12 protein-coding genes are annotated in these 13,022 nt (G+C 31.7%); 10 read left to right on the top strand and 2 right to left on the bottom strand.

Annotated elements, in window-relative coordinates; all coding sequences use genetic code 11:
* Nucleotides 1-93: 93 nt before the first annotated feature.
* The 10 genes from STERM_RS00125 (at nt 94) to STERM_RS00080 (ending at nt 11,827) form a co-directional block, all read left to right on the top strand.
* The gene (locus STERM_RS00125) at nt 94-2,622 is read left to right on the top strand and encodes a tetratricopeptide repeat protein (protein ID WP_012859513.1); all 2,529 of its coding nucleotides are present in this window, start codon (nt 94-96) and stop codon (nt 2,620-2,622) included.
* 111 nt (nt 2,623-2,733) lie between these two features.
* A complete protein-coding gene (locus STERM_RS00120) occupies nt 2,734-3,417 on the top strand; it encodes a dTMP kinase (protein ID WP_012859512.1) in 684 nt (227 codons plus the stop codon).
* The gene (gene mutL / locus STERM_RS00115) at nt 3,410-5,275 is read left to right on the top strand and encodes a DNA mismatch repair endonuclease MutL (protein WP_012859511.1); all 1,866 of its coding nucleotides are present in this window, start codon (nt 3,410-3,412) and stop codon (nt 5,273-5,275) included. Before STERM_RS00120 ends, mutL begins: the two co-directional genes overlap by 8 nt.
* Nucleotides 5,276-5,341: 66 nt before the next feature.
* Nucleotides 5,342-5,809 carry a 23S rRNA (pseudouridine(1915)-N(3))-methyltransferase RlmH gene (locus tag STERM_RS00110; RefSeq protein WP_012859510.1) on the top strand — a complete coding sequence of 156 codons (468 nt, stop codon included), beginning with the start codon at nt 5,342-5,344 and terminating at the stop codon, nt 5,807-5,809.
* A 22-nt stretch (nt 5,810-5,831) separates the two neighbouring features.
* Nucleotides 5,832-6,224: a hypothetical protein gene (locus STERM_RS00105; RefSeq protein WP_012859509.1), complete on the top strand. Its 393-nt coding sequence runs from the start codon at nt 5,832-5,834 to the stop codon at nt 6,222-6,224.
* Between the two features lie 5 nt (nt 6,225-6,229).
* A complete protein-coding gene (locus tag STERM_RS00100; protein WP_012859508.1) occupies nt 6,230-6,598 on the top strand; it encodes a DUF1934 family protein in 369 nt (122 codons plus the stop codon).
* A gap of 70 nt (nt 6,599-6,668) precedes the next feature.
* A complete protein-coding gene (gene lysS, locus STERM_RS00095; protein WP_012859507.1) occupies nt 6,669-8,153 on the top strand; it encodes a lysine--tRNA ligase in 1,485 nt (494 codons plus the stop codon).
* A gap of 183 nt (nt 8,154-8,336) precedes the next feature.
* Nucleotides 8,337-9,872, top strand: coding sequence for an AbgT family transporter (locus tag STERM_RS00090; RefSeq protein ID WP_012859506.1), 1,536 nt, complete (start codon nt 8,337-8,339; stop codon nt 9,870-9,872).
* A 91-nt stretch (nt 9,873-9,963) separates the two neighbouring features.
* Entirely contained in the window at nt 9,964-11,148 is a 1,185-nt protein-coding gene (locus STERM_RS00085) for a M20 metallopeptidase family protein (RefSeq protein ID WP_012859505.1), read from the top strand.
* A 145-nt stretch (nt 11,149-11,293) separates the two neighbouring features.
* Nucleotides 11,294-11,827 carry a metallophosphoesterase gene (locus STERM_RS00080; RefSeq protein WP_012859504.1) on the top strand — a complete coding sequence of 178 codons (534 nt, stop codon included), beginning with the start codon at nt 11,294-11,296 and terminating at the stop codon, nt 11,825-11,827.
* A gap of 45 nt (nt 11,828-11,872) precedes the next feature.
* Here the strand turns inward: STERM_RS00080 and STERM_RS00075 are convergent, their stop codons facing one another.
* A complete protein-coding gene (locus tag STERM_RS00075; RefSeq protein ID WP_012859503.1) occupies nt 11,873-12,271 on the bottom strand; it encodes a hypothetical protein in 399 nt (132 codons plus the stop codon).
* Between the two features lie 77 nt (nt 12,272-12,348).
* Nucleotides 12,349-12,927, bottom strand: a complete 579-nt coding sequence (locus STERM_RS00070; RefSeq protein ID WP_012859502.1) for a hypothetical protein — start codon at nt 12,925-12,927, stop codon at nt 12,349-12,351.
* Between the last annotated feature and the right edge of the window lie 95 nt (nt 12,928-13,022).

The raw sequence follows: 13,022 nt of genomic DNA, 5'->3' as shown, positions 1-13,022 counted from the left end.
AGTTAATTTAATCTGGCTGTCCTTAATATTTTTTGACTTTTTAATTAACCTACAGTATACTTATTACATAAAAATTTGTATTTTGGAGGGTTTATGAAAAGAAAAAATTTATTGGTTGTTATTTTTATTTTATTTTTTTGTAATGTTATTTTTGGAAAAAATAATTATGAAACCGGACTGGAATATATTAGTATTAAAGATTATGAAAATGCAAAAATCTATCTTCAAAAAGCTTATGATGAGGAAAATTCTCTCTGGGCAGCATACTATCTTGGACTTATTTATGATGATATATATAACGATTTCAATTTATCTGAAAAATATTTTAAAATTGCTGCTGATTTAGAAATTGGAAGTATTTATAATAATATTGGTGGTTTTTATATAAAATATAAAAAAACTGATCTGGCTGAAAAATACTTTCTATTATCTACAGAAACTGGTGATTTTCTTGCTCCAAGATTTTTAGGACTCATTTATGAAGAACAAAACAAATTAAATCTTGCTGAGAAGTATTATAAAATTGCTGCAGACAGAAAAAATTTTGATGCTTATGTTAATCTGGGTTTTTTATTTCAAAAGAAAAATGATCTCGTTCAAAGTGAGAAGTATTTTTTGCTTGGAAGTAACACAGGTGATGTTGTCGCTGCAAGATTACTGGGACATTTATATCTAAAACAGCAAAGATACGATCTAGCCGAGGTGCAGTTCAAAGCTCTTACTGAAAAAGGTGATCTTCTATCATTTCATGCTCTTGGCGATGTTTACGCTTTGCAAAATAAATATGATCTGGCTGAAAAATACTACCTTGCAGGTACTGAAAAAGGCAGTGACTATTCCTCAGAACGTTTGGTTGCTCTATATGCAAAACTGGGCAGACAGGATAAAATCGAAAATTTTTATAAAAATTCCGCTGGAAAAGACAGCGCCGCTTCTTTTTATAATCTTGCTTCTCTTTATAAAAGAGAAAATAAACAGGATCTGGCTGAAAAATATTATAAACTAAGCAGTGATAAAGGTAATTCATCTGCTCCAAATGATCTAGGAGATCTTTACATAAAGCAGGGTAAAAAAGATCTGGCTGAAAAATATTATAAAATTGGTTCTGAGAGAAAAAATAATGAAGCCACTTATTCTTTAGCTCTTCTGTATGAGTCAGACAAAAAACTTAATCTTGCCGAGAAATATTATCTGCTGGCTATTGAACAGGATAATGAATATGCTGCTAGCGAGCTGGCTTCTCTTTATAAAGATCAGGGCAAACTAGATTTAGCTGAAAAATATTATAAAACTGCTATTGAAAAAAATTACACTTATGCTTATGGCAGCCTCGCTATTCTTTACGAAGAATGGGATAAACCGGATTTAGCTGAAAAATATTATTTACTCGCTGTTGAAAATGGAAATTTTTATGCACCAAGACATCTGGGGGATTTCTATGAAACACAAAATAAGTTTGAACCGGCAGAAAAATATTATAAAATTGCCATAGAAAAAGGAGATAATGATACTATTAATACTTTAGGTATTCTTTATGAAAATAACGACCGCCCGGAATTGGCTGAAAAGTATTATTTACTCTCTATTGATTATAACAATAATGATGCTATGAGAAATCTCGCTTCTTTATATAAAAATCAAAATAAATATGAATTATCAGAAAAATATTATAAAATGGCTATTGAAAGAGATAATACCGATGCTCTAAATGATCTGGGTCTGCTTTATGAAAACTGGAAAAAAAATGAATTATCAGAAAAATACTATAAAATGGCTATTGAAAAAGATGATTTTTATGCTCCCAGAAATTTGGGAACTCTTTATGCAGGACAAAATAAATTTGCTTCAGCAGAAAAATATCTCAAAATGTCTATTGAAAGAAAAAATTTTGATGCTTATAATGACCTGGGAATTTTATATAATAATAATAACAAACCAGAACTGGCAGAAAAATATTATTTGCTTGCTGTTGAAAAAAATGATGCTTATGCACCCGGAAATTTAGCTAATTTTTATGAACGGCAGAATAAATATGATCTTGCGGAAAAATATTTCAAAATAGCTATTGACTGTAAAGATGATGATGCTATAAACAGTTTAGGACTTCTTTATGAAAATGAAGAAAAATTAGAACTGGCAGAAAAATATTATCTGCTCGCTGTTGAAAAAGACGATTTTTATGCTTCTAAAAATTTGGGGCGTATTTATAAAAATCAAGAAAAATATGATCTCGCAGAAAAGTATTTTAAAGTCGCAGTAAGTGTCGGAAATGAGGAAGCACTTAATGAATTGGGAGTTTTGTTTTATGTTCAAAAAAAATATGATCAGGCAGTTATCTTTTATAAATCTGCTATTGAAAATGGCGATATTAATGCTATGTTTAATCTTGGTCTTCTTTATGAAGACCAAAATAAGATGAATCTAGCTATTACCTACTATGAAAAAGCAGCAGCTTTAGGATCTGGCGATGCATTTATACGATTAGGAAACATTTTTATGAATAAAAATGACATTGAAACTGCCAGAAAATATTTCCAGAAAGCTAAAAATCTGGGAAATAAAAATGCGGATTATATGCTCGAACTTCTTGAAAACTCTGTAACTGAAAGGCTAGATAGTTAAATTTCCCCAAAAAAAGTCAAAATTTTCTGTTTTTGACTTTTTACCTTTTTTAAGGTATGCTAAAATGTATTTATTAATTTAAAAACTTACAAAATAAAAGGAGATACCTATATGGGAAAACTAATAATAATAGAGGGAAGCGACGGAAGCGGAAAAGAAACACAAACCAATTTATTATATAAAAAACTAAAAGAAAGAAATTTTAATATAAAAAAGATATCTTTTCCAAACTATGAAAGTCCTGCATCTGAACCTCTGAAAATGTATCTTTCAGGTGAATTCGGCAAAGATGTAAATGATGTTAACAGCTTTGCTGCGTCTACATTTTTTGCAGTTGACAGATATGCATCATATAAGCAGGACTGGGAAAAATTTTATAATAACAGCGGAATTGTCTTAAGTGACAGATATACCACTTCAAATATGGTTCATCAGGCCTCAAAAATAGAAAACGAAGAAGATAAGCAGATATTTCTTAAATGGCTGATTGATCTGGAGTGGAATAAGCTCGGTCTTCCGACTCCCGATATTGTCATTTTTCTGGATGTTTCTCCTGAGCTCAGTCAAAAATTAATGAGTGACAGAAAAAATAAAATTACTGGTGAAGAAAAAAAAGATATTCACGAAACAAACAGCGAATATCTGAAAAATTCATACTACAACGCATTAAATCTTGCAAAGCAATACGGCTGGACAATTGTTTCATGTGAAACAGACGGTGTTTTAAAAAATATAGAAGAGATAAATGAGGATATTATAAAAAAATTATCTGAAAAGGGAGTTCTATATGAATAAAATAAAAATTCTCGATGAAAGTGTATCTAATATTATAGCAGCAGGCGAAGTAGTGGAAAATCCTGCTTCTATGATAAAAGAGCTTTTGGAAAACTCTTTGGATGCAGGTGCTGATTCTGTAAAAATAGAAGTTTTTAACGGCGGTAAAGATGTGAAAATCTCGGATAACGGATCAGGTATGGAAAAGAATGATATGATGCTTTCCATAGAAAGACACGCTACATCAAAAATATCAACCAAAGATGATATTTTTAATCTTATGACATATGGATTTCGAGGAGAAGCCCTTGCTTCTATTTCATCTGTTTCCAAGATGACAATTTCCACGAAAACAAAAGAATCAAATGTCGGCTATAAATTAACAGCTTATGCCGGCTCTATAAGAAATGTAGAGGAAATTTCAAGGAATAACGGAACAGAAATAGAAATCAGGGATCTATTCTATAATACACCGGCAAGAAAAAAATTTCTGAGAAAAGAAAGTACCGAGTATAATAAGATAAGGGATATTGTCTTAAAAGAAGCACTTGTCAATTATGATACTGCTTTTACACTGATTTTTGATGATAAGCCTAGCATAAAAACTAGCGGTAAAGGAATAGAAAATACCATTCTGGAGCTTTTTGGAAAAAATGTTCTGAAAAATCTGAAAAAATTTGAACACGGCTATCTTGGTTCTGTTGAAATTCTCCGAAGCTCAAAGGATTATATTTTTACCTATGTTAATAAAAGATATGTAAAATCAAATACAATAGAAAGGGCTGTTCTTGATGGTTATTATACAAAGCTGATGAAGGGGAAATATCCTTTTGCAGTTATTTTTCTTAATACAGATCCCAAAGAAATAGATGTAAATGTTCATCCGTCAAAAAAAATTGTAAAATTTTCAAATGATAAAATTATTTACACACAAATAAAAAGTGCTATGGATGATTATTTCTATCTTGAGGAAAGACGGGAATGGCAGCCCAATATTGATCTGCTGAAACAAAATGTAAATATAAGTGCCGCAGAGCCTGAAAAAATAGAGAATCTTTTTTCTGATGAAACTTTAAAGGGTGAAAATAAACAGTTTTTTAGTCTTGAAACTTTGGATAACAGAGATGTAGAAACAAGAATTATAGATGAAAGACCGAAAAAGGCAATAGAAACTCTTATAACAGAGCCGGAAGACTCTGATTTTATAAGAGAAAATATAAAAACAGATTACCCTTCTTATAAAGAAGAAAGTAAGGAAAATAATGTATCTGAAAGTATACAGAAATCTTCTGAAGAAAATATAAAAAAACCGGAAGATTATAAAATAATCGGTCAGATTTTTAATATGTATATTTTAGTAGAAAATAAAAATCAATTAGAAATTTATGACCAGCATATTATACATGAAAGAATTCTTTATGAAGAACTTAAAGAAAAATTTTACAGTAAAAAGCTTGATTTTCAAAATCTGATTATACCGCAGAAGATCGAACTTACTTCCCCTGATAAAAATCTTGTTATGGAAAATATAGAAGTTTTCCGTGATTTTGGATTTGATGTGGATGAATTCGGAGAAAATGAAATTATCCTAAGATCAGTACCTGCTTTTGATTTCAGAGACAGTATAAAGAATGTATTTATGGATCTGCTTGCAGATTTGAAAAATGATATAGAAGTAAAAGATCTCAGAGAAAGAATCATTATTTCCATGTCGTGTAAGGGTGCCATAAAAGCCGGACAGAAATTAGACCCTGATGAAATAAGCTCTTTCATAAGAAGACTTCATGAAATAGGGAAATATACATGCCCTCACGGAAGACCCATTATTATAAATATTCCAAAAGATGATCTGGATAAAATGTTTGGTAGGAAAGGATAATTAAAAAATTAAAAATATATTATTTTATAAAAAAATATATTTTTCTTTTGACAATGTGGTAAAAATATGCTAAAGATTAATGTAACTGCTGTCGGGAAAATTAAAGACAGTTATATAAAAGACGGAATACTTGAATTCAAGAAAAGGTTGCAAAAATTTTCTAATTTTAGTATTATAGAACTTCAAGAGGAAAGTGAGAATCGCGGAATAGAAAGCGCTGTTAATACCGAATCAAAAAGAATACTGGAATCCATAGAGGGTAAGAATTATTATAATATTTTGCTGGATTTAGACGGTATTGCTGTTTCATCTCCTGCAATGGCGCAGAAAATAATGGAAATTTCTAATTTTAACAGTAAAGTAAATTTTATAATCGGGGGCTCTAACGGAGTAAATAATGATGTAAGGAACGCAGCCGACTTTAGGCTTTCATTTTCAAAATTGACTTTTCCTCACCAATTAATGAGGTTAATCCTGATAGAACAGATATACAGATGGATTTCCATTAATAACAATATTAAATACCATAAATAAACAAACTGGAGGGATTTTTTTTATGTTTTCTGTTGGTGAAGATTTTGAAGTTATGATAGATGATGTAAACGAGTATTTTAACTGCATCGCTAATCTGACTATAAAAGGCAAAGAATACATTATTGCAGAGAATGAAGAAGGAACAAAAAGAGCATTTTTATGTGATTCTAACGATGACGAAATTATAGTATTAGCTGAAGATGAGGAAGAAGATATACTTAATATCTGGGAAGAAGATTATTACGGCGCAGATAAGGATTATATGTTTTGGAATGAAGAATTCGAGGAATATGACAAGCCGACTAAAGAAGATCTTGAGTATGACGAATCCGAGCCGGACGATATTCATGAGGTTGATGACCTTGATGAAAGTGAGGAAGATCTTGAAGATTTCATAGAAAATCTTTTAGACTAAAAATTATGTATCTGCTTATAAAAAGTGAAGACCAATTTGGTAATAAATATGAAAAATCTTTTATCTCCCAGAAAACCCTTTTAGATAACGGAATAATATACTCTTATTCCGATGATCACGGAGAATCAAAAATATTTCTTTATGAAAATCATATAGAAATATACAGAAAAGGCCAGATAAATACAAAACAGATTTTTAAGCCAAAAGAAATGACAAATTTTTTATACTTAACTAAGGAATTTAAAAAGAATCTTTTTTTAAATACAAATTTTTTAGATATTTCAGAAAAAAATATTTATCTTATATACGATGTTATAGACGAAAATGAAGTCATAAATACCATAAAACTGAAAATAATAGAACTGGAACCCTGATCACGGAGATTTGTTAAATAATATGAATATCCGTATCAGCTAAAGTACTGAAAGAGAGGATATAATTATTATGAGTGAACAACAAATCAATGAAAAATCAATTATCGGAGAAAAACTGAAAAAAGTAGAAGAGCTGAAAGCCCTTGGTATTGAACCTTACGGGAGAAAGTTTGACAAAAAAGACGACATAGAAGATATTTTAAAGTTTGATGAGACTTCTGATAAGACTTTTAAAACTGCCGGAAGAATTGTTGCTTTCAGAAGAATGGGGAAAAACGGTTTCGGACACATTCAGGATCTTTCGGGAAAAATCCAGTACTACGTAAAAAAAGATACTGTCGGTGAGGAAAACTACGAGATTTATAAAAAACTCGGTGTCGGTGATTTTATCGGGATTGAAGGTACCCTTTTTAGAACACAGACAGGAGAGCTTACATTAAGAGCAAGTTCATTTGAAGTTTTATCTAAAAATATAAGACCGCTTCCGGAAAAATTCCATGGTCTGACTGATGTAGAAACAAGATACAGACAGAGATATGTTGATCTTGTTATGAATAATGACGTAAAAGAAACTTTTATTACAAGATTCAAGATACTTAGATTCATAAGAAATTTTCTTGAAAATAAAGGATTTCTGGAAGTAGAAACTCCTATGCTTCACCCTATTGCCGGCGGTGCCAATGCAAAGCCTTTTATTACGCATCATAATGCACTGGATATGGATTTCTTTTTGAGAATAGCTCCTGAACTATATTTAAAAAGACTGCTGGTCGGTGGATTTGAAAAAGTTTTTGAAATAAACAGAAGCTTTAGAAACGAAGGTACTTCTATCAAGCATAATCCAGAATTTACAATGCTGGAATTATATCAGGCTTACGCTGATTTTGAGGATATAATGAATCTTACTGAAGAGCTGGTTTCTTCACTTGTGGAGGAATTATTCGGGACTACAAAGCTTACTTATCAGGACACTGAAATAGACTTTACAAGACCTTGGAAGCGTATAAAAATGAAAGATGCCGTAAAAGATGCCACAGGATTTGATCTTGACAGCATAAACAGCGATGAAGAAGCTCTGAATCTGGTAAAATCAATGAATATTCCTTTGGAAAAAGACAAAGCCTATACTAAATACGGTCTTTTAAATCTTCTGTTTGAAGAAAAAGTAGAAGCTACGCTTATGAATCCTACTTTTATTACAGAATATCCTAAAGAGATTTCTCCTCTTTCAAAAAATAAAAAAGATTCTGTTGATTTCGTAGACAGATTTGAAATGTTTATATATGGAAGAGAGCATGCCAATGCATTTTCCGAATTAAATGACCCTGTAGAACAAAAAGAAAGATTTGATGCTCAGGAAAAAATGAAAGAAGCCGGGGATGACGAGGCTCATGAAACAGATCTGGATTATATAAGAGCTCTGGAATACGGTATGCCGCCTGCAGGTGGTCTTGGAATAGGAATCGACAGACTTACTATGCTGCTTACTGATTCTTTTTCTATAAGAGATGTACTTTTATTTCCGGCACTGAAAAAGGAAGATTTTGAATTATAAATTTTTAAATATCTATATAGAATACGGCTGAATATTACAATTTATCAGCTGTATTTTTTTAATTTAATTATAAATAAAAATTATATATTTAGACCCATATATAATTATATAAAAAATTTATATTTATAAAATCAATTAAAAAATGATATAGTTTATTATGATATTTTATAGAATGGAGAAATTATGAAGACAAAAAAATTAAACTTTTTCGAAAGATTTTTAAATTTTTTTGAGAATGTTGGAAACAAAATGCCCGACCCTGTTACATTATCATTTATCCTTTGTATTTTAGTGATAATTATATCAAAATTTGTAGCAACTACAGGCATTTCTGCAATACATCCAAAATCAGGAGAAACTCTTCTGGCAGTGGATTTACTTACCAAAACTGGTTTTCAAAAAATTTTTACCAGTATAATTTCGAATTTTCAGGGCTTTCCTCCGCTCGGCGTGGTTCTGGTAACTATGTTTGGTGCGGGAGTTGCTGAAAAAACAGGTTTCATGGAAGAATTACTAAAAGTAACCACAGTAAAAATACCAAAACCATTAGTTACAGCGTGTATACTTTTTATAGGTATTCTGGCTAATGCAGCAGGAGATGCCGGCTTTATTATTTTACCTCCTCTTGCAGCAATTATTTTTATCAGTCTGAAAAGACATCCCCTTGTAGGTATGCTTGCAGCTTATGCCGGTGTAGCGGCAGGCTTTGCAGCAAATATATTTATCAGTATTTCTGATGTACTTGCAGCTACTTTTACAATACCTGCAGCACAAATTCTTGATAAAAACTACACAGGAACTGTTGCAATGAATTTTTATTTTTTATTCGTTTCTACCTTTGTTCTTGTTATTACAGGAGTTTTTGTTACTGAAAAAATTATTGCCCCGAGATTTGAGGGTGTAGAATATGATTATCATGATGAAAAGATAAAAGATGCTCTTGATGAAGATACAAGAAAAAAGGCGTTGAAGTATTCCCTTATAAGTCTTGGAATCTTTTCCGTGATTGTTATTCTGTTATGTATAGGTGATAATGCATTTTTCAGAGATCCGGAAACGGGAAGCCTTACTTCTTCCAGTTCGATTTTAATGAAAAGTATTGTTTTATTGGTTACACTTGCATTTTTTATACCAGGGGTTGTCTATGGTATTATAGTCAAAAAAATCAGAACAGATAAGGATCTGGTCCACCTTATGGGGCAATCTATGTCGGATATGGGGCTTTATATTGTACTGGCTTTTGCTTCAGCCCAGTTTTTAGCTTTTTTCAATGAAAGCAATCTTGCATCTATTTTTTCCATAAAAGGTGCTGAAGGATTAAAAAATCTTGGTATTTCAGGTATTCCGCTTATGATTTTATTTATTATATTATCTTCTGTAATTAATTTATTTATAGGAAGTGCTTCAGCTAAATGGGCAATAATGGCACCTATTTTTGTACCTATGTTCATGCTTTTGGGATATAATCCGGCATTAATACAAATGGCCTACAGAATAGGTGATTCGGTTACTAACCCGTTAAGTCCTTTATTTCCTTATTTTCCTATATTACTTGCCGTTGCAAGGAAATATGACAAGAAGGCAGGACTGGGAACATTAATATCCAACATGATTCCATATTCTTTATTTTTTGGTATTGTCTGGACATTATTGCTGATTTTATTTATAATATTTAATATACCGCTTGGACCTGATGCAGGAATACATTACAGTTTTTAATATTTTAGCTTATTTATTCAATAAATCGGCAATATTAGAACAGTCCAGCCGAAATATCAAAACTTTTATTTTTAGAGAAAGGTGAAAAATTATGACAGATCGTATAAAAAAACTGGCAGAAAAATATTCTTCTGTAATTATGGGAGCAAGGGAATATTTTCATGCCAATCCTGGTATAGAATTTCAGGAATTCGAAACAACAAAAAAAATTATAGAAATCCTTGAGGAGCATGGTATTGAATATCAGAAGGACATTGCTGTTACCGGGATTTTAGCTATAGTCAGAGGAAAAAAGGAAGGGAAAACTGTTCTTCTGAGAGGAGATATGGACGCTCTTCCTATTGAGGAAGAATCTGATGTCCCGTATAAATCTAAAGTAAAAGGTGTTATGCATGCCTGCGGTCATGACAGCCATGCTGCCGGACTTCTCGGGGCTGCACTTATTCTTAATGAATTAAAGGATGAAATAACAGGGAATATCAAATTTGCTTTTCAGCCTGCCGAAGAAAATCAAGGCGGGGCAAAGCCCATGATTGATGCGGGAATACTTGAAAATCCAAAAGTAGATGCTGCATTCGGACTTCACGTATGGGGACCTTATCCCGAAGGAAAAGCACTAACAATGAAAGGTCCCATGATGGCTGCACCCGATAATATAAGAATCAAGCTTATAGGTAAAGGCGGACATGCTTCTATGCCAAATATGCTCATTGACCCTGTTGTTATGGCTGCTGAGGTCATTTTGTCCCTGCAGACTATAGTCAGCAGAAAAGTAGACCCTCTTGAGCCTGCAGTTATCTCTTGCTGTTCTATTCACGGAGGAAGTGCACAGAATGTTATTCCGAATGAAGTAGAAATAACAGGTACTGTAAGAACCCTTAATGAAGAGGTAAGAAGAAAAATGCCGGAACTTATGGAACAAACAATAAAAGGAATAACTGATATCTATAACGGAGCATATGAATTTGACTATCATTTCGGCTTCCCGTGTCTGGTTAATGATGCGAAATCTACAGAGACTCTTATATCTGCTGCCGGAAAGATTCTTGGAAATGAAAATGTGGACATTATGGCAAAGCCTGTAATGGGTGGAGAAGACTTTGCCTATTTTACACAGGAAGTGCCTTCTGCGTTTATCTTTCTCGGCGTAGCTGAAGATATGGAAAATCCGCCTGTACATCATCACCCGAAATTTGCATTCCACAGTAAAAATACTGTTACTTCCTCGGAAATTCTTACACAGGCAGCGCTGGATTTTCTTGAAAATTCAAAATAATTTTATTTTATAAAATATATAAAAGAGATAATTAACTCATATAGTTATTATCTCTTTTTATCTTTTGTAATTAAATTTTTGAAAAAAATAAAACTTATGATATAATGTGTGACATCTTTAAATTTAGACTGAAAGGAGGAAAAATATGATCTATTTTACAGCAGATACCCATTTTTTTCATTCAAATATTATTAATCTGTGTGACAGACCTTTTAAAAATGTTGATGAAATGAATAAAGTCCTTATCAGAAACTGGAATTCCTATATTACAGAGCTGGATGAGATTTATATTCTCGGGGATTTTCTTTTCAAAGGGACAGGCAGTCAGGCTAATGCCATACTAAATACCCTGAAGGGAAAAAAGTATTTGATAAGAGGCAATCACGATAAATTTTTAAATGATGAAAACTTTGATATGAGTGCTTTTGAATGGGTAAAGGACTATTTTGTACTGAATTATAAAAAGATGAAATTTGTTCTTTTTCATTATCCGATTCTTGAATGGGACGGATTCTTCAAGGATTCTGTACATCTTTACGGCCATGTTCATAATTCCGGCAAAGATCCCGGACAGAATAAACGTCTTTCTGTTCTTGAAAATAAAGCTTTTAATGTCGGTGTCGATGTTAATAACTTTTTTCCGGTAAGTATAGAAACTATAATAAAAAAACAGCAGTAAATAAATTCAGTCCCTTATTTTTGCTGTTTTTTCTATATTAAATTTTTAATAGCCTTTTTCCTCTTCCAATGCCCACTCTACAGTTTCATAATCTTCTTTTGCAGATTCAGACAAATAATTATAAACACCTTCCAGATAATCAGACCCTGATATAACAACCTGATCCTTGCGAATATCAAAAGTTATCTGCTCTCCGCGTAAGTCCTTACATACATATTTATTCCCGTTTTTATATGCCGTTCCCGCAGCCTGACGTAATTTTGGCAGTAAAGATCCGGTATCTATCACATATTCAAAAAAGAAATCATAAGAATTACCTTTTCCTTCTTTTAATATCAGATAAATCGACGATACTCCCTCTTTTTTATCTTCGGCTTTTTCATAATTTTTTGAAAAACTAAAGAAACTCATTAATGCTAAAAGTAATATAATTGTTTTTCTCATACAGATATAATCTCCTTTATATTGATTTTTACATTTTACCTTATTATAAATAAAAAATCAATAATTTAATATCCGTATTATTTCATTTTATTTCTTTCACTTTTTAAAAAAGTTTTTTGCTGTGCAGTTAACACTTGATCTCTTGCCTGAATTTCTTCCTTTACTAATTTTGCCATTTCTTTTTTATGCTGTGCTTCTGTTAATTCTTCTGTATCCAGGGCTCTCATTTTTTGATAGTATTCTTCTCTTATTGAGCTGATTTTTGATTTTTGTTCATCTGTAAGATTTAGCTTTTTCTCAAAATCTTCTCTTCTTTTCTGCACTGCTGCTTCTTTTGACTCTACCATTTTTTGCTGTGCCGGAGTCAAAATTTCGTTTAATTCTGATTTTTGATCATCTTTAATTGACTGAAGACTTTGGATAAATTCTTCTCTTGTCTGATCCTCGCTGCTCAAAGCCTTTATCTTATCCTTTGTTTCCTCTCTAAGTACTTTTAGCTTGTCTTTTTGATCCTGTGTTAAATTTAGATTTTTTTCAAGATTCTTTTTCATGACATTTTCTTGACGCCCGCCGTAAAAATATGACTCTTCTCCCTGTGCAAGAGCTCCTGCTGATAACAATGATATCAATGTTAATATAATTAATCCTTTTTTCATTCTGGTATTCCTCCTGATATTTTATATATAATAAATTTTAGTTCTTCATACTTAGTTTCCCCTTTTCTCATACTTTGAATTATATTTTATTTTTC

The organism is Sebaldella termitidis ATCC 33386 (assembly GCF_000024405.1).
Classification (GTDB): Bacteria; Fusobacteriota; Fusobacteriia; order Fusobacteriales; family Leptotrichiaceae; genus Sebaldella; species Sebaldella termitidis.
Note: the sequence above shows the minus strand (reverse complement) of the source record. Positions and strands in the feature narration are given on the sequence as shown.

Bases quoted from the DNA above. Each gene is read 5' to 3' on its own strand.
- lysS (WP_012859507.1), top strand. From the start codon at position 6,669: ATGAGTGAACAACAAATCAATGAAAAATCAATTATCGGAGAAAAACTG.
- STERM_RS00080 (WP_012859504.1), top strand. From the start codon at position 11,294: ATGATCTATTTTACAGCAGATACCCATTTTTTTCATTCAAATATTATT.
- STERM_RS00090 (WP_012859506.1), top strand. From the start codon at position 8,337: ATGAAGACAAAAAAATTAAACTTTTTCGAAAGATTTTTAAATTTTTTT.
- STERM_RS00070 (WP_012859502.1), bottom strand. From the start codon at position 12,927: ATGAAAAAAGGATTAATTATATTAACATTGATATCATTGTTATCAGCA.
- mutL (WP_012859511.1), top strand. From the start codon at position 3,410: ATGAATAAAATAAAAATTCTCGATGAAAGTGTATCTAATATTATAGCA.
- STERM_RS00085 (WP_012859505.1), top strand. From the start codon at position 9,964: ATGACAGATCGTATAAAAAAACTGGCAGAAAAATATTCTTCTGTAATT.
- STERM_RS00110 (WP_012859510.1), top strand. From the start codon at position 5,342: ATGCTAAAGATTAATGTAACTGCTGTCGGGAAAATTAAAGACAGTTAT.
- STERM_RS00120 (WP_012859512.1), top strand. From the start codon at position 2,734: ATGGGAAAACTAATAATAATAGAGGGAAGCGACGGAAGCGGAAAAGAA.
- STERM_RS00125 (WP_012859513.1), top strand. From the start codon at position 94: ATGAAAAGAAAAAATTTATTGGTTGTTATTTTTATTTTATTTTTTTGT.
- STERM_RS00105 (WP_012859509.1), top strand. From the start codon at position 5,832: ATGTTTTCTGTTGGTGAAGATTTTGAAGTTATGATAGATGATGTAAAC.
- STERM_RS00100 (WP_012859508.1), top strand. From the start codon at position 6,230: ATGTATCTGCTTATAAAAAGTGAAGACCAATTTGGTAATAAATATGAA.
- STERM_RS00075 (WP_012859503.1), bottom strand. From the start codon at position 12,271: ATGAGAAAAACAATTATATTACTTTTAGCATTAATGAGTTTCTTTAGT.